At 42.3% G+C, this 18,185-nt stretch carries 16 protein-coding genes; 5 read left to right on the top strand and 11 right to left on the bottom strand.

What is annotated here, in order from left to right; all coding sequences use genetic code 11:
* Position 1 precedes the first annotated feature (1 nt).
* The 4 genes from CXF93_RS08175 to amrS form a co-directional block, all read right to left on the bottom strand.
* A complete protein-coding gene (locus CXF93_RS08175) occupies positions 2 to 619 on the bottom strand; it encodes a DsbA family protein (RefSeq protein ID WP_101061936.1) in 618 nt (205 codons plus the stop codon).
* 12 nt (positions 620 to 631) lie between these two features.
* Entirely contained in the window at positions 632 to 970 is a 339-nt protein-coding gene (locus CXF93_RS08170; RefSeq protein WP_101061935.1) for a DUF1971 domain-containing protein, read from the bottom strand.
* A gap of 151 nt (positions 971 to 1,121) precedes the next feature.
* Positions 1,122 to 2,513, bottom strand: a complete 1,392-nt coding sequence (locus CXF93_RS08165; protein WP_101061934.1) for a glycoside hydrolase family 1 protein — start codon at positions 2,511 to 2,513, stop codon at positions 1,122 to 1,124.
* A 257-nt stretch (positions 2,514 to 2,770) separates the two neighbouring features.
* Positions 2,771 to 3,850, bottom strand: coding sequence for an AmmeMemoRadiSam system radical SAM enzyme (gene amrS, locus CXF93_RS08160; RefSeq protein ID WP_101063291.1), 1,080 nt, complete (start codon positions 3,848 to 3,850; stop codon positions 2,771 to 2,773).
* Between the two features lie 52 nt (positions 3,851 to 3,902).
* Between amrS and amrB the strand changes: the two genes are divergently transcribed.
* The 4 genes from amrB (at position 3,903) to CXF93_RS08140 (ending at position 6,464) form a co-directional block, all read left to right on the top strand.
* Positions 3,903 to 4,676: an AmmeMemoRadiSam system protein B gene (gene amrB / locus CXF93_RS08155; RefSeq protein WP_101061933.1), complete on the top strand. Its 774-nt coding sequence runs from the start codon at positions 3,903 to 3,905 to the stop codon at positions 4,674 to 4,676.
* The gene (gene amrA / locus CXF93_RS08150) at positions 4,654 to 5,223 is read left to right on the top strand and encodes an AmmeMemoRadiSam system protein A (protein ID WP_157824432.1); all 570 of its coding nucleotides are present in this window, start codon (positions 4,654 to 4,656) and stop codon (positions 5,221 to 5,223) included. Before amrB ends, amrA begins: the two co-directional genes overlap by 23 nt.
* A gap of 152 nt (positions 5,224 to 5,375) precedes the next feature.
* On the top strand, positions 5,376 to 6,182 hold the full coding sequence (locus CXF93_RS08145; protein ID WP_101061931.1) for a RecX family transcriptional regulator: 807 nt from the start codon (positions 5,376 to 5,378) through the stop codon (positions 6,180 to 6,182).
* Between the two features lie 117 nt (positions 6,183 to 6,299).
* On the top strand, positions 6,300 to 6,464 hold the full coding sequence (locus tag CXF93_RS08140) for an SEC-C metal-binding domain-containing protein (protein ID WP_101061930.1): 165 nt from the start codon (positions 6,300 to 6,302) through the stop codon (positions 6,462 to 6,464).
* 223 nt (positions 6,465 to 6,687) lie between these two features.
* Here CXF93_RS08140 and CXF93_RS08135 read toward each other — a convergent pair whose 3' ends face one another.
* Complete coding sequence (locus CXF93_RS08135) at positions 6,688 to 7,620, bottom strand: exopolyphosphatase (RefSeq protein WP_101061929.1); 933 nt, start codon at positions 7,618 to 7,620, stop codon at positions 6,688 to 6,690.
* Positions 7,621 to 7,886: 266 nt separating this feature from the next.
* The gene (locus CXF93_RS08130) at positions 7,887 to 8,213 is read right to left on the bottom strand and encodes a hypothetical protein (protein WP_101061928.1); all 327 of its coding nucleotides are present in this window, start codon (positions 8,211 to 8,213) and stop codon (positions 7,887 to 7,889) included.
* 451 nt (positions 8,214 to 8,664) lie between these two features.
* Here CXF93_RS08130 and CXF93_RS08125 point away from each other — a divergent pair, with 451 nt between their 5' ends.
* Positions 8,665 to 10,734 (top strand): methyl-accepting chemotaxis protein, encoded by a 2,070-nt coding sequence (locus CXF93_RS08125; RefSeq protein ID WP_232784146.1) that lies wholly within the window; start codon positions 8,665 to 8,667, stop codon positions 10,732 to 10,734.
* Positions 10,735 to 10,866: 132 nt separating this feature from the next.
* Here the strand turns inward: CXF93_RS08125 and yghU are convergent, their stop codons facing one another.
* From yghU to CXF93_RS08100, 5 genes are all read right to left on the bottom strand, one after another.
* Positions 10,867 to 11,730: a glutathione-dependent disulfide-bond oxidoreductase gene (yghU, locus tag CXF93_RS08120; RefSeq protein ID WP_101061926.1), complete on the bottom strand. Its 864-nt coding sequence runs from the start codon at positions 11,728 to 11,730 to the stop codon at positions 10,867 to 10,869.
* Between the two features lie 260 nt (positions 11,731 to 11,990).
* Entirely contained in the window at positions 11,991 to 12,716 is a 726-nt protein-coding gene (locus CXF93_RS08115; RefSeq protein ID WP_026006180.1) for an amino acid ABC transporter ATP-binding protein, read from the bottom strand.
* Positions 12,717 to 12,738: 22 nt separating this feature from the next.
* The gene (locus CXF93_RS08110; RefSeq protein ID WP_101061925.1) at positions 12,739 to 13,686 is read right to left on the bottom strand and encodes an amino acid ABC transporter permease; all 948 of its coding nucleotides are present in this window, start codon (positions 13,684 to 13,686) and stop codon (positions 12,739 to 12,741) included.
* Positions 13,687 to 13,743: 57 nt separating this feature from the next.
* Positions 13,744 to 14,544 carry a transporter substrate-binding domain-containing protein gene (locus CXF93_RS08105; RefSeq protein WP_101061924.1) on the bottom strand — a complete coding sequence of 267 codons (801 nt, stop codon included), beginning with the start codon at positions 14,542 to 14,544 and terminating at the stop codon, positions 13,744 to 13,746.
* A 624-nt stretch (positions 14,545 to 15,168) separates the two neighbouring features.
* Positions 15,169 to 18,185 (bottom strand): outer membrane beta-barrel protein (locus CXF93_RS08100; protein WP_157824431.1); only part of this gene is annotated, 3,017 nt, incomplete at its 5' end.

The following is an 18,185-nucleotide window of genomic DNA, read 5'->3' as shown; positions in this document are numbered from 1 at the left end:
TTCAAATAACACTTCTTATCAATTCTATCGTCACTTCCGCATCTTTATAATCTACGGGTATTTCAACCTGCTTACCCTCTCGCACTACAAATAGAGAAGGAAAACTACTGCCACCTATCGAACGGGCAAATCTAATTTCAGTTAATAATGCTTGATGGGTTTTTAGCGCCAACAAATCTGTTTCGAATTGAGGTATATCCAAACCAATATTTTTTGCTAAAGCCACCAGCACAGAGTTATCACTGGGGTTTTTAGCTTGCGTATAATAAGCAACTTGAATCGCATCTAACATCGCTTGTTCGGCGTCTTGTGCTCGCGCGGCAACAATAGCGCGACAGGCAGGATAAGTAGCACGTCGAGGGGTATTATCAGTCCAAAATTCATAGTTAAATTTACTGCCAAGGAAGTTCTCAATTTTTTTCCAGTGAGAGGCTATTTGTGCCTGCATCATTTCTGGCATAGGTTCGTCTGTATCCGGTGCTAAACCACCCAATACATAAATAATCTCAACATCATCAGTAACGGCTTGTTTAATTTGATTCCACACCGGTTTATAACCCCAACACCACGAACACATAGGATCATAAACATAATATAATTTTGGTTTTAAAACTGGCATTGACGCTTTCCTTTAATCGTTACGCTCAGAGCGATTTTCAGCAACAATATCCGAATCTTGCTGAGCATAAAAATCAACACGAAAGCTGGTATCATCCGTCATAAATTCGACTTTGTGCCAATACTCAGGAGGTGATACCGCTATTTCACCTTGTTTAATCACGATCTCTTGTTCAATCGCGCCACGTCTTTCGGTAAAACCATAAAATTTAAGCTCACCGCTAAGCACATTGATCTGTCCATAAACACCCGCACGGGTATTATGCAAATGTAGGAACATCTTCGGGATATTATCTGAGGTAAAAACAGGGGTTGATTTGTAGTTCACAAAGTCTGTATGGATTGCAGGCATAAGAACCTCACTTGTATAGAAATACGTAATTGCTAGTTGATAGCGAATAATTTATAACTGACTGCTAATAGCTGATTGCTATAAAATATACGCCCATTATCCATGAGCGCAAGTAAGGTGTTACAACAATTAGATCTTACAACCGTAGATCTTAAACGGTAAGCGACGCGCCACGTGTTTGAATTACATCGCGATACCAGAAAAAACTTTCTTTACGGGTGCGCTCTAAAGTGCCACTGCCATCGTCACGACGGTCAACATAAATGAAGCCATAACGCTTATCCATCTCAGCGGTGGAGTTAGCCACTAAATCAATCGGCCCCCAACTGGTGAATCCCATCAGTTCAACACCGTCTAAAATCGCCTCTCTGGCCTGCACAAGGTGATCATTCAAATATTGGATGCGATAATCATCTATGATCTCGCCATCCTCAGTCACTTCGTCACGGGCACCTAAGCCATTCTCAACAATGAATAACGGCTTTTGATATCTGTCATGCAAGAAATTCAATAATATCCGTAAACCTTTCGGGTCGATTAACCAGCCCCACTGACTTTTTTCTAAATAAGGATTCGGCACACTAGCAACAATATTACCGACTTCTTTCTGCTTAGGATCAGCACTCGCACAGCCACTGGCGTAATAACTAAACGAGATAAAATCAACACTGGCATTGGCAAGTGTCTCTAAATCGCCCTCTTTCATCACCACTTCAATATTATTGTCTCTGAAATAACGCAACATATAACCAGGGTAGCGACCACGGGTTTGCACGTCACCAAAGAATAGCCATTTGTTATTCTCATGGACGGCTGCCATCACATCGTCAGGGTTACAAGTATAAGGATAATTAAGCGCGCCCAATAACATATTACCGATTTGCGCATCTGGGATGATTTGTTTACACAAGGTCACCGCTTTGGCACTGGCTAGGAGTTGATGATGAATAGCTTGATAAATTGCCTGTTCATCAGCAGCTTCAGGTAAACCAACACCAGTATACGGCGCATGTAACGACATGTTGATTTCATTAAAGGTCAGCCATAGTTTTACTTTATTTTTGTAACGTTCGAATACAGTTGTCGCATAGCGTTCAAAAAAGCCGATCAGCTTACGGTCTGCCCAGCCGCCATAACCTTCAACGAGACCGACAGGCATTTCATAATGCGATAAAGTGACAAAAGGTTTAATATCGTGCTTGGCTAACTCATCAAAAATACCATCATAATAAGCCAGACCCGCTTCATTAGGTTGGCTTTCATCGCCGTTGGGAAATATACGCGTCCACGCAATCGACAGTCTTAAACAAGTAAAACCCATCTCTTTAAATAATTGAATGTCTTGTGGATAGCGATTGTAAAAATCGATAGCAAGATCTTTAATGCCAGGGGTTTTATCAGCACTTTCTTGATGCTGGCTCAATATACCATTAGGCAATAAGTCCGCTGTTGATAAGCCTTTACCGTCTTGCTGAAATGCGCCTTCGGTTTGGTTTGCAGCAATAGCGCCGCCCCATAAGAAGTCTCGTGGAAATAAATTCATCTGTCCCTCAATTATTATCACTATCCATGTAGAGCACTAGAGTAAACGATCAAAAATAATAACTCATTGAAGAAGTTCACATTTTTGATATTGAATTAGGCTAACATTGATTTTATAAAAGTTTATAGAGGTAATTATAAGAAGGCTAATTTATGAATAACAATTATCAAATGTACTTATTATGATTACGTTTGCTAATGGTAATAGTCATGGTATTAAGTAAGTGATCTTTATTCAGTGAGGATAAATTGGCACTACTACTCGATTAAAACGGGTAATCGTCTCGCTCCCCATTGCCCAGGTTGATCTTCAAATACTCCCGCGATCGGGTGACCACAATGCTGGCAATTCCCTTGATTAAGCGCCCACTGTCCGAGGGTGTACCAATCCCGCTCAATAACCAGACTGCCACACTGAGGGCACCAGGTGCTGTCTCCCTTTGGATCGTGTACGTTGCCGGTATAGACATAATGTAAGCCCTGCCCTAATGCAATCTCACGGGCACGGGTTAATATTTGAATGGATGTTGCAGGGATATCTCGCATTTTATAATCGGGATGAAAAGCAGTAAAGTGCAGCGGAATTTCCGGGCCAAGATTGTCTCGAATCCATCGCGCCATCTGCTCTAACTCTTTACTGGAGTCATTTTGACCGGGAATGAGTAGTGTGGTGATCTCAAACCAGACTGAAGTTTCATGTTTCAGATACAAAAGCGTATCGAGTACGGGCGCCAAGCTACCGCCGCAGATTTGATGATAGAACTTCTGGGTAAACCCCTTGAGGTCAATGTTGGCTGCATCCATCGCATTAAAAAACTCAACTCTGGGTTTGGGATTAATATAACCGGCCGAAACCGCGACCGAGCGAATATCACGCGCATGACAAGCAGCGGCGACATCAATGGCATACTCCATAAAAATAACGGGATCATTGTAGGTAAATGCCACACTCCGACAACCATATGTCTCAGCCATAATAGCTAACTGTTCGGGGGTCGCATGACCAGCTAAGGTGTCTAATTGGCGGGATTTACTGATATCCCAATTCTGGCAGAATTTGCAGGTTAAATTACATCCCGCGGTGCCAAAAGAGAGTACTGGCGTGCCGGGTAAAAAATGATTCAGTGGTTTTTTTTCAATCGGATCGATACAAAAACCTGACGAACGGCCATAACTGGTCAGCACTATTTCACCGTCCAGTGCCTGACGAATAAAACAGACCCCACGCTTGCCCTCCCGAAGATGACAAAATCGGGGACACACAGTGCACTCGACAAGCCCATCATCAAGCTGACGCCAGTATTTGGTTGCCACAATGCTTGGATTATTATTGGCCATAAGCACCACCTCTATTATAATCATAGTATGAAAACGCATTGAGTGAGGCCTTATGAAATCACGTTCCGCTGCTGTTGCTGGTCTTTTTTATCCTGAAGATCCAACCGAGTTGACGCACTCGGTCAAGCAGATGCTTGCAGCACAACCCTTATCCCAGATCGAGAGGATCCAAGCACTGGTGGTTCCCCATGCAGGCTATCGTTACTCTGGCCAGATCGCAGCGGCCGCCTACAAACAGCTGACTAAGGGACAATTTAAACGCGTGCTATTACTGGGACCGAACCACAGGATCCCGCTGCGTGGTATCGCGGCACCGAGTGTTGACGCGTTTCAAAGCCCCGTCGGCGCACTGCCACTCGATACTCTAGCAATCAAACAGGCAACGCAACAAGCAAGCGTCTCCTACCTTGATAAGGCACATCAGAGTGAACACTGCCTGGAAGTGCAGTTACCCTTTGTACTTCTCACGCTTGGTCAAGTGACACTCATACCGCTAATTGTGGGTAATACCCCGGCCATACAAGTGTGTGAGTTAATCCAATCACTAATGACCCCAGAAACCCTGTTGTTGATCAGTACCGATCTAAGCCACTTTCACCCACTCTCACAGGCGAACCAAATAGATCAACAGACGCTTGACCAGATCATGGCATTGCACCCGACATTAACCGGAGAGCAAGCTTGTGGTGCTTTCCCCCTCAATGGTGCTTTGATGTGGGCAAAACAGCAGGGATTAACCGCGACCTTACTCGCCAAAGGCAATTCTGTAGATGGTGGCGGTGATGCAGATTCGGTGGTGGGCTATGCCTCAATCGCTCTGCATTAGTCCAGTGGACCAAAAACAGCTGTTGTTAACAGCACGTATGGCCATCGCAAGCCGGTGGCAAAATAACGCCATTGCTAAAAATTCACTGCCCTTGTCGGTTAAAGATAAACAGCTTGGAAACTTCGTCTCCCTACACATACAGGGTGCATTGCGTGGGTGCATTGGCTTGATAGAAACCAATCAGCCACTATCAATCACCTTGGTCAGTAACGCCCTCTCCTGTGCCTTCAATGATCCGCGTTTTCCTCCGCTGACTAAAGACGAGCTCGCACAGTGCCAAATAGAGATCAGCCTATTATCACCAACACATCAGCTCGTTTTTAACCGTAAAATAGATTTACTAACACAGCTAAAACCCACCCACGGGTTAATATTGGAAGATACCAACAGACTTGCAGTCTTTTTACCGCAAGTGTGGCAACAATTGCCGAAACCTCAGCAGTTTGTTGATGCATTATTACGTAAAGGGGGATGGTCGGAGAAATTCTGGTCTGACCGTATCAAAGCCCGCACATTCACCAGCTTGGTGATAGCCGAGAGCACTTAAATCACAAATTAAAGAGGGGAAATAGTTTGACGCTTAAGCCCTATCTTAATCCGTTCCATAATCTCGTCAGAATTAACCGCATCAATAACCTAGATAAAGCGTATGATATAAGATCATTCAAAAACATAATATGTTACAGGTAGGCTAAAGACATGCTGCAAAAAGAACTCAGGCAAGCGAAGTCGATCGACAATGTCTACAATTCGGCATACTGGCATTTAGCTCAACAAGACTACACCATTGCCGAAATTCGCACCAAACTTGAACGTAAAACAGAAAATCAAGACTGGGTTGAAACGGTACTAGCGGATCTCATTGAGAAAGGTTACATCAAAAGCGACTTTGACTTTGCAGTGAAATTTGCGGGTTCAGCGTTTAGCAACGAACAGGGTAAATCGGCCATCACCCGTAAATTACGCGCCCGAGGCGTGGGCCAGAAAGAAATAGCAGAAGCCATCGAACAGGTTATGTATGATGAAGATATCGATCAATTCGCCCTCGCCGAATCACGCTTAAGCAATACATTTCAAAACTTTCACAACACCACAAAAGAGAAAGTTTACTCTCAGTTCACCACCAAAGGCTTTTCACGTGCCGAGATTGACCATGCCCTGTCGATGCACCCAGAAAAAGACACCTTAAGAAGTAAGCTCGAAGTAAAAGCCGAGAAGGCAGACTTAAGCAAAGAAACCATGAAGCTGTACCGTAAAGGCAAAGGTAAACGGGTAATACAGAATGAATTGCGCAGCAAGCTGATTGACGTCGAAGACTTTGATAACCTAATTGATCAACTTGAAGAAGCTGGTGATATCGACTTTTATCAAAGCTGTATCGATGTATTAACCAAAAAACGCCTCGATATAAGTAGCGGCAAGGGGAAATCCAAGGCTTACGCATATCTATCTGGTAAAGGTTTCGACTCAGATCAAATTAAAGAAGCCCTCAATCCGTCTGATTAATGGCTAATTTAGTTCCCACGGCAATTTTTTTGCAATAACTTTAGCCAAACCCGAAAAACTTTGTTATATAGTTTCATCAAAGATAACCAAGTACTGAAATCGAATAAGGAATAGACAATGACAAACCAACACACACACGGCGAAGAAGGTCACGTACACGGTCCAGGCTGTAGTCATCATCACGCACAAGCTCCAATCGTAAGAGATGGCGCTAAAGTGGGTCGTAACGATCCTTGCTCATGTGCTAGCGGTAAGAAATTTAAGAAGTGTTGTGGTAAATAATCACCCGCTTTATTAAATGCGCTTTTGGCTAACCTAGTAGACGTACTAAATTAGTTCAAAGCAGTACGGTTAATAGCATTACTTATTAACCTTACTAAAAAGCCCCCCACAACTATGTCTGTAGCTGTGGGGGCTTTTTGCTAACTAGGCTATAGTCGATTTCTTATTAACCCATCAATACGAAACTCTTAACTACTCGCTAATAACGACTGGCTAATAACGATTAACCGTCAGCAGTGATCTTGGCAATCAATTCTTGCTGTACTGCTTCTGCTTTATCAATTTCAATCTGACAAGTACCTGCAGCGATGTGACCACCGCCGCCATAACTAAGCATTAACTCACCGACGTTAGTTTTGGAGTTACGATCAAAGATAGACTTACCTGTGGCAAACACGATGTTTTGCTTTTGGAAGCCCCACATTTTGTGGATAGAGATATTACATTGTGGGAATAACGCGTAAATCATGAATCGATTACCGGCGAAAATAGTCTCTTCGTCCGTTAAATCAAGTAACACTAAGTTACCGTGTACTGTTGCACAACGCTCAACCTGTTGTTTAAACATAGTTTCATGTTCACGGTATAAATCAATGCGTTCTTTCACATCAGGTAATCCCAAAATGTCATCAATATTGTGGTCTTTACAATAATCAATCAAATCCATCATTAAGGCGTAGTTAGAAATACGGAATTCGCGGAAACGCCCTAACCCAGTTCGAGCATCCATCAGGAAGTTCATCAGGTTCCAGCCCTGAGAGTCTAATACTTCGTCACGATTGAACTGTGCAGAGTCACCTTTATCAACCGCCTCCATCATTTCAGTCCACTGCGCAGGGAATGTGTCTAAACCACCATAATAGTCCCACACTACACGTGCAGCAGAAGGTGCATCAGGATCAATGATGTGATTAGCGCGTTCGCCTGTATTACGGATCGTTTCAGAAAGATGGTGATCAAAAGTCAGATAAGCACTTTTAACATAAGGTAGATTAGTGACGATATCATTCGGGGTAATATCAATTTTCCCGTCTTGCATATCCTTAGGATGAACAAACTTAATGTCACTGATAAGACCTTGCTGTTTCAATAGTACTGCACATACTAAACCATCAAAATCACTACGCGTTACCAATCTATATTTTTGCTCTGACATATTCATTCCTTTGTCACATAAGTTTAAACCTAAGATAACTAAAGATAACCGTATAGAAGTGTGAGAATCAAGCGGAGATTACCCAAGATAGGGGTTGCAGTTACCCAAGCTTGATCTTGCGCGCAAAACAAGCTCAAGATGGGTAAATTATCAACGTTATTTTCGCTTAACATTTGAATTTAAGAGACCTGAAGAGCACCAAAGATAACCGCTATGTTAAGCGCATAGTGAACCAATATTAAAAACAAATAAAATCATAAATTACTTCATTTTAACTTAACGACGTCACCGGATACTGTAGTCTGATAACCGTTCAATATCCATGCCCAAAACCAATCTTCTTGTACTTCGACATTAATAAGCGCGTCACCACCTTGGGTTGCAATAGCCGCATTTTGAGCACGTACAAAGCGGTCATTTTGTTGGATCGGAATAAACTGAAATAACATGATGCCAGTTGCTGTCGCAGAACCAGGTCCAAGAACAGTATATTGACTCTCGTCGAGACTTTGTGTTTTCATCGATGTGCCAGAACAACCCGCTAAAATTACCGACGACAACAAAATAGTACTTAATGCTTTGACCATTTTCATTAACAAACCCTCGTATTGTAGTTAAAGACTATAAATAGACTCATTATGCCTAAGTCTAGTGGTAGCTAAATAAAATGCCATCAGATGTAATTAATAGGCAAAAATAAAGCTTTATTTACTGATAACATGCGACTTTTTTAAGATTTACATCAAAAAAAACAATACCAAGTTCACCTTTTTAGCACTGCCATTATGCGAAAAGGTAACGATGAACTAAATAGCACTTTAGTATGACCAAATAATGACTACTTTCATCTGAAACCATTATAAATCACTCGTAACACTTTATTATTTTGCATTAACTTGCTATAAACATATTTAAAACATTTAGTATGATGTTTATTTGAAATATAAACCTAACAGATGTAACTATATTAGGGTATTAAAGGGAATTTAAATGGGTTCGTTATCAGTTCAATGGAAGATAACTTTGCTTTCTGGGTGTTGCATTTTGCTTGTCGCAATATCATTAATCAGTTTTACACTTTCATCATCAACTTCCAATCAAGAAATTATTCAAGTCCAAACCAGCAATTCTGTCGGTGAAAAGTCCGAACAATTACTCATGAGCGAAGCCAACACACAAGCTTCTATCGTGCAAAAATATTTAGATGAAGCGACATACCGTGCAGAAATGCTAGCCGAAAGTATTGCCTTCGTGCAGTATAATGCCGAAGACAATTTTACCAGCAGTGATGAGTTGCGAGATTCAGTCTCCGAGTTATTAAAACGCTCAGTACTAAATTTCGATAATATGCATGCCGCGTTCACGACCTTCCAGCCCGATATGCTCGATGGTGAAGATGCTAATTATGCCGATGCCAGTTATGTCAGTTCCAATGATAAAGGCCGTTTTTCTGCTTATTGGTATAAAGACAACCAAAATGACCCAAAATTGATAATCAAAAGTGAACAGCAAATCAATGACACATCGCTGGCTGCCAGTGGCCAAGCAAATAACTTTTGGTATACCTGCAGTATTACCAACAAACGCATGTGTGTGATTGAACCTTACTTATACAATGAAGATGGCCTAACTAGCTTAATCAGTACCATAACAGTGCCGATTCGTAAGCAAGGTGTCATCATTGGCGTAACCGGCATTGATCTCAAAATAGACGTATTACAAGCGTATGCCCAGCGTGCAGACCAGGCTTTGTTTGCTGGCGCAGGTAAGGTTCGTATTGTCAGTAATTATGGGCTACTGGTCGCTTCTGATGATAAAAATGCTGCGATTGGTAAAAAAATATCAGACCCACAGTTAAAACAATGGTTAGTCGATGGCGTTACGCAATCGCAATGGAGTACAGACCAGCAGTTTTTAACCGTATTCATGCCAATCAAGCTCAATGACATTAGCTGGGGCATTGTCATTACCATGCCAAGAGAAACCGTGATGGCAGATGCATTAGCGCTGAATAAGCTAATTGAAGAGCAAGCAGGCGAAACACTTAGAATTCAAATTATCACAGGGGTTATTGTTACCCTACTCGGTTTATTGATTATTTGGTTTGCAGCAGTGAAATTAGTGGCTCCGATTAAAGCCGTTGCTAATCGATTACAAGATATCGCCACTGGCGAAGGTGATTTAACCCAGCGACTCGATGTTAGATCAAGCGATGAAATTGGTGAGCTGGCCACTTGGTTTAACCGTTTTTTAGATAAGATCCAAGGCACCATTAAAGAAGTCATCGAAACGTCAAATACCATCAGCAACACCTCAAAACAAGCTGAAGAGATCGCAGTGCAATCACGACAAGGCTGTGAATCTCAATTTAAAGAAGTGGATATGGTGGCAACCGCTTCCGAAGAGATGACGCAGACATCAGCGTTAGTATTAGAAAATGCCGACAGAGCCGCTGAAATGGCGAATCAAGCCGAACAACTTGCACAAGGTGGTCAAACGGTTGTGCAGCAATCTGCTGATACCATGCAAGAATTGGTCGAAAGAATGGCAATGGCAGTACCAATCGCGAATGAGTTGGAAAAAAATAGCGGTAACATTAGCTCTATACTGTCGGTTATTGAAGGCATTTCCGAACAAACCAACCTGCTCGCTCTGAATGCAGCTATTGAAGCGGCAAGAGCCGGCGAACAAGGCCGAGGTTTTGCTGTGGTCGCCGATGAAGTAAGGCTGCTGGCAAGTCGTACCCATGACTCTGTCGATGAAATTAGAGTGGTTATCGAGGAACTGCAATCAGGTACTCGCAGCGTCACAACCGCGATATCAGAAGGTAATCACCTTGCTCTTGAAACCGCTACACAAGTAAAACAAGCGGTAGAGAGCTTAGCTAACATTTCATCATTTGTGGCAGATATTCAAGTGATGAACAGCGAGATTGTTAATGCAGCAAGCGAGCAAAAGACAGTATCGACAGAAGTGAATGGTAACGTCGCAAATATCCGCGACCTAAGCCAATCAATGTTAGAACAATCAACAGCCGCAGAAAAAGTCGGTCAGAATATTGCCCAGCTATCGTCGCAACAACAGGCATTAGTTGGTCAGTTTAAAGTGGATTAGTGACCCATAGGTAGGTAGAAATAAAAATAAAAATAAAAAGATCATTAGGGTCTAAAAACAATGCCCGGTATTAGCCATAACGTTTGGCTAATACCGGGCATTTTAATTAGCGTTGAATTAAAACACTCATGTTTAAGGTTTAGGCTTTAGCTTCAACACGTTATCAATATCAGCTGCACTATGACGCTCAGGGACTTGTTCCCAATCTTCGCCAAATGAACGATTAACAATACGACCACGTTGCACTGCTGCTCTTTGTGAAATCATCGTCGCCCAACGCATAATATGGGTATAACCTTCTACCTGTAAGAACTCTCCAGCATCATATAGTTTACCCAATACTAAATTGCCATACCAAGGCCAAATAGCCATATCAGCAATGCTGTACTCTTCGCCTGCAACATAGGTATGTTGAGACAATTGCTTATCTAAAACATCTAACTGACGTTTAGCTTCCATCGCAAAACGATTAATCGGGTATTCAAATTTTTCATCCGCGTAGGCATAGAAATGCCCAAAGCCACCACCTAAAAATGGTGCAGAGCCTTGCGCCCAGAACAACCAATTAAAAGTTTGCGTTCGAGCAGGCCCTGCTTTTGGTAAAAACTGGCCAAACTTCTCAGCCAAATGCACCAGGATTGAAGCCGATTCAAATACATTAACGTCATCATCGCCAGACTTATCGACTAACGCAGGGATTTTTGAGTTGGGATTAACATCCACAAAGCCTGATGAAAATTGATCTGCTTCGCCGATATCAATTAAATAAGCATCGTATTCAGCTTCTTTAATGCCTAATGCTAATAGCTCTTCGAGCAGGATCGTTACTTTCTGGCCATTCGGCGTACCCAAAGAGTAAAGTTGTAGCGCATGATCGCCCACAGGTAAGTCTTTTTCATGAGTTGCCCCTGATACTGGACGATTGATATTTGCCCACTTATTACCGCCATCAGTGTTATGAACCCAAACTTTAGGTGGTGTATATTCATTTTCCATAATGTTCTCTCAATACTATTTATTTAGATGAGGTGAGGTAAGTCAGTTCACCTATACATGAAACGGCTTTGCTGTCATAAAAGACTATATTGATACGCGATATTACTCAAGGAGTATGGGACAATTTTGTCCGCTAAGAGGATGCTCGTTAATGCTTTTGGTTAGTACTTTTCATAAATACAAGTTAGACCACCTCACAGATAGTCAATTTACTGCTATCGGTGAGGTGAAGAGAGGTAAGGTTGAATTAGCGATTTAAATTACAAGATACTCGATAGGAATTTTTTCAACCTTGGATGAGAAGGGTTTTCAAAAAAGTTGGCCGGCACATCGTCTACAAGCAGTTGACCATCTTCCATAAACAACACTCGGTCGGCAACTTCGTTAGCAAAGCCCATTTCGTGCGTAACCACAACCATGGTCATGCCTTCTTCTGCCAGTGATTTCATCACCTCAAGTACCTCCCCGACCATTTCAGGATCCAGCGCCGATGTTGGCTCATCAAATAACATCAGATCAGGTTTCATGGCTAATGCTCTGGCAATCGCCACTCGTTGCTGTTGCCCGCCGGATAACTGACTTGGGTACACATCCACTTTTTCAGCTAAGCCAACTCGAGTAAGCAAGCTTATAGCGTCTTTTTCAACTTGCTCCTTACCCAAATTTGATACCTTTAATGGCGCTAACTTCACATTTTCTTTAACCGATAAATGCGGGAAAAGATTAAACGATTGAAACACCATGCCGACGTTTTCACGTAAGGTATTAATATTGGTAGAGGAGTCGTACATATTGATACCATCAATAGTAATATCCCCTTCAGTCACCGTTTCTAACTGGTTTAGCGTACGTAAAAATGTAGACTTACCTGACCCTGATGGGCCAATAATAACCACTACTTCACCACGCTTAACAGTCACGGATACTTTTTTAAGGGCATGACACTTGTTAGGGTATATTTTATCTACATCAGTGGCGATCACCATATCATCGCCGTTATAATTTGCTCTAGTCACTGGTTGATAACCTCTTTTCTATGCGCTGAACGCCGAAAGATAACGTTGAAGTAAGTACAAGATAAAGCGCTGCTACCGCAAACCAAACTTCAAATGTAGCGAAACTGCCCGCAACTACTTCCCTACCAGCTTTAGTTAAATCTGTAATTGAGATAACTGATACCAGAGACGAATCTTTGATTAAGTTAATAAACTGACCAGCCATTGGCGGCAAAGTACGTTTAAATGCCTGTGGTAAAACAACGTAGATCATCGCTTTTGGATAACTCATGCCCAACGAGCGTGCAGCTTCCATCTGACCAGGTGAAATAGACTGAATACCTGAACGTATTATCTCCGCAATGTAAGCACCGGTGAACACAGATAGGGCGGCAATACCCGCGGTAAATCGATCTAAATCGAAAATGGTCCCTAAGAAGAAGTAAACAATAAATATCTGCACAAGTAACGGTGTGCCACGGATCACTTCGACATATAAGAAGGCAAAGTTCCGGCTTAAAGGATTAACAGATATACGCATTAATGCCGCGACTAAACCAATGATAATGGCAAAAAATAGCGAGATAAGTGACAACTTAATCGTCATTAACAAGCCTTGTAACAATACCCCCATACTCTGTTGATTGAGGCTTGATACTGTATCACCTTCAAAAACCAGATCGCCATCACTGACAAATACATCATCTGCTTTTACGACGACCTGAGTTGGTTCACCGTTATCGAATTCAACAGTAACGAGGCCACTGCCATTAATACTGATAGTACCATCATACTCAGCATAGGTTTCCACTGGTGAGGTATCTATAATGTAGGGAACCACGCGATTCCATTGCCAAGTATAATCAATTTTTTGTGATGCTGAATAGATTGAAAATCCTACTGCTACCAAAACCATAAGAGACAGTAAGTGCCACATCCAATTATTTTTTTTATCGTGCATATTAATCCCAAATAAAGAGCTAAAAAGCCAGTAACAGAAGGCTACTGGCCCATTCGCTTATTTAACTTGCTTTAACCAAGCATCACTCTTGAACCATTTGTCATAGATTCGATCATAGGTGCCGTCACCTTTGATTTGACGCAAGAAGTTATTCAGGAAGTTAAGCATGTCATGATCACCTTGTTTCACAGCCCAACCAAGCGGCTCGTAAGTGAAAGGTTCAAGAATCGATTCAACTTTATCGCTATTTTGCGCAGCATAAATAGATATAAATGGCATATCGTAAACCATTGCATCTGCTTTGCCGTTGATAACCTCTAAAGCCGCGTCAGTTTCTGTTTCAAACGCATTGTATTTGGCTTTTTTAAGCATTCTTTTGATAACAACTTCGCCTGTTGTGCCAAGTTTACCCGCCACTGTGTATTGTGGATCGTTCAGGTCCTTATAACTGGTAATTTCACCCTTAAGTTTCGGGTTGATAATGATAGATTGACCAACAACAATATACGGGTCAGCAAAGTTCACTTTGAGATTACGCTTAGCTGTAACCGTCATACCAGCCATGATCAAGTCACATTTCCCGGTGATAAGTGCAGGGATAATACCGTCCCATGCTGTATTGACGGGTACATATTTAACACCCATCTGTTTCGCCATTATTTTACCTAAGTCGACATCAAAGCCTATGTAACTGTTATTCTTTGATTTCATCTCAAATGGCATATAGCCTGCATCAAAACATGCGCGTAGCTCACCAGATTCAGCAATGCGATCTAATACAGCACCGGCATTAGCACTTGCAGAACAAAATATCATTGTACTTAAAGCGATAATTTTGCTGATTTTATTCTTTTGCATATTAATTCCTTGTTATATTTTCGAACAAATTAATCCATTAGTCGGTGTTTATTCATAATTACCATTGCTTTGCACATATGTAAGCAAGACTGACGCTTACATATTCATATCTAAAAACACTTAAAATCAGTGTTCCGCTCTACGTAGATAAAGTAAAGCAGCTAATTAGACCTAAATAGAATGATAATTAAAAATATAGAACAACTATGCACTAGGCTGAATCAAATAACATTGAACTAAAACACATAACAATAAATTAACACTAGTCACAACAAGAAAATAATGCAAACGATAAAATAAATGACGTAATACTAACTAAAACGCAGAAAATAAGAGGTATTTTTAGTGATTGTTAAAAATCATAACGCTAAACTGCGTAACTCGCTATAGTTCAAGTTTGATATGAACAACCTCTTCGCCATCGATTGCAGCAGGTACGGCACAACAAAGTCATCGTCAGCAATTGGCAGCACAGTAATCCGCTGCGGGTTAGATAGGATTTAATTTGTCCATAAAAATGGCCTGAAAGTCAGACCATTTTTAGTTATTTTATTTCGTTTAAAATAAGCTTAAAACTGATAAGCCAGCGTTAAGTTTTAATACCATGCATTCCACAGTTAGGGGTTAGAAACGGTATTTGATCCCAAACTCCCATGCATCAACATGGGTGTTGGCAAAATCATAACGGTTCCAGCCAAAATATACAGGCAATGCGGTTACAAACTCGACTTCAACCCCAGCTCCATAATGGGTGCCCCAACCACTGTCATCAAACTCACGGGTAATCGTTCCCGTGGATAACTCATACTTACTGGCCCAACGCATTTTGCCCACTTGCAATACTCCGCTGATATGATCAGTCAAAGCCAAATTAAAGATCATGTCAAGCACGCCAGCATCTGCGGTGACCGGATAAACCTGCTGAGCACTATCTAAATAGACGTTAGCATCAATCGCCTGCCCAGTTAGCGTTGTTTCAACCTGCCCTAAATTAACATAACCTAATTCAAATGCTAACCAGGGGGTAGTTTGTAGTCCGATATAACCCCGGAAACCCGGTCGAGACAAATCACTTTGGCTAACCTGAGCATCTAAGCCTAACTGAGTTAGCTCACGCTCAAAATCATCGTTACGCTCTTCACTTTTGACCGCCAGTACGCTCATGCCGATGTAAAAACGTTTCTGTGTGGTTTTTTCCAATGCCATTGTTGTTGTTGTCGGCGTCGTCACACCCCGAAGCTCTTGCTCAATGGGAGTAGCGGTTACCACAGTTGTCGTCGTACTTACTGGTATATTTTCCGTCGACGTGCTGTCGGCGGCCTGAGCTGACTTCAACATAATAGCCATAGCAATCAAACTATACTGTAATACCCGCCAGTAAGTGGTGCCGGTTTTTGATTGCATTACGCCCCTTGTTAACGCCAATAATCCAAGTAATATCACTAAACTTTCAGACATTGACCCCGCGCCACCTTTACCCTTCGTTGTCACTTCAATGGGTTCAAAGAGTGCCGTAGCGACACCGCCTGGATCATTCACGGCACCATTGATTTCACCATCGGCATCATTCGGTCCGCCATCTTCAATGGTGAGCTGTACACACCAATGACCCAGTGTTAATCCCGCCACGTAAGCAACATCACCAGGAGGTGGGCAATAGCCTTTTTCGCCGGGTGCCGATCTCAGCTGATTATTGGCATTTTCGGTAAAATCGACCCAGCCCGTTGGCATCAGTTTTCGATAAATAGCATCGGCGGGGATTGCTTTAAACTGCGCCAGCACAATATTAACGCTTTGCCCTGCTACAGGCAGATCATCGACAATGAAATTGAAAATACCATTATCAAAATTATAACGGGTTAGCTCCTCAGCAACGCCGCTGCCCACTTCATGAAACTCGGCAATATTCTCGGCTGAGACGCCAGAACCCGATTCATTACCGGTTTGACTAGTGCTTCCTGAGTCAAATGCCACATGCCCTAATCTCAGTGACAATCCGGCCTCAGTTTCCATTAAGAACGCCTGACTATTAATCACTTCGCCAGCAGACTCACTGCGTATTTCCTGAATAACATTACTGGCCAGTGCAATATGGTCAAGGTAATCAGGGATGCCATCAAGATCACTATCTGTTAAGCCCTCGCTTTCATCGCTAATACCATCACCATCGCTATCGCTACTACCAAGCGCTATCACATCTTTTATCACTCGCAGGGATGTTTCTACCATAGCGGTTTTTTCACCATCACTTATCTGCACCACTAACTTATAACTACCTGTAGCCAAGTCCGCTGGGTTAATCGTGAATAGACTATTCGTACTATCAATATCACCTAAAGCACCGTCACTGGATGACCAATCATAACTGTGGTTATCACCCGTATTTGGGTCGGCAACCACAGCGTGAATAGTAAACTCGTCATCATCATTATGGATAATTCGTTTAATCGCACTATTTTCCGTAACCGTTGCTGTAGCACTAAACCGTACCTTGGGGGCAACATTTTCTTCATAAATCGTGATCGTGTGGCTATCTTTAGCACCTATAACCGCATTAGTTGGTTGGTTCATGGTAACCGTAATGTTTTCAGTCCCCTCACCTACGCCATCATCCCTTACGTCAAAGGTCACGGTTGCTGTTGTTTCACCTTTGACTGCACCTGTTATTTTTTGCAAGCTAACGCTTCTATCGGTAAGGTTATGATCTTCAGGGTTAACCGCTGTTCCCGATATAGTAAATGGAATAGTCACTGGATATATTGCAGCCTGTCCATTAAGGATAATATCAAAGGACACCTCGCCCTCTTCTGCGGTATCTTGGTTTTTACTGAACTCCACCAACGGAATAACATGCAGTTTTTGGGTTAGATTGGCGTTGTTACCAGCGGAATCTACTGCTGACCAGAGGATGTTATAGCAACCAGGTGCAAAATGGGTTTGCGCTGATTTGCCAACCGCATCATCTTCGCTAACACAGGCGAACAGATCATATTGAGCAAGCAAGGTTCCATCTTTACCATCTTCGACAGTTGGGACAACCAAACTGACTTTAGTAAATAACCCCGTGGCATTTACGGCTAAGTCTCCGATTAAATCTTCCGGCGCGGTAAATACAGGGGCGTAATCATCCCGAGTCGGATCAGTTCCAGCTAAATATTCATCTAAATTAGTGACGCCATCGCCATCTAAATCCAAACTAGCATCGCTAGCATCCAGCGGATCTAAGCCATTTGCAAGTTCAAACTCATTGCTCATGCCATCGCCATCGATATCGCTATCAACATCATCACCGATTTGATCGCCATCCAGATCGCCATCTACTGCAATGCTAAAGGAGAGTGAATCGCTGGCGCTGCCGTCTGATACACTCACTGTAATATTACTGGTGGTCACATCGACTTCCGCTGCCGTAGGCGTACCACTGACCACACCACTTATTGCGTTAATCGTTAACCAGCTTGGTTGATTACTGAGGCTATAAGTGAGTTCGGCTGACGTATTATCCACATCAGTTGCACTTGCCGTAAAGCCATAAGCAACGCCTGCGACAGCGAGTGTTATTGGTGATGCTGATATTACGGGCGCATCATTTTGTCCCGTAATCGCGATAGATACAGTCACTATATTGGAATCAACCGTGC

Origin of the sequence: Moritella sp. Urea-trap-13, from assembly GCF_002836355.1 — a bacterium.
Lineage (GTDB): Bacteria > Pseudomonadota > Gammaproteobacteria > Enterobacterales > Moritellaceae > Moritella.
Note: the sequence above shows the minus strand (reverse complement) of the source record. Positions and strands in the feature narration are given on the sequence as shown.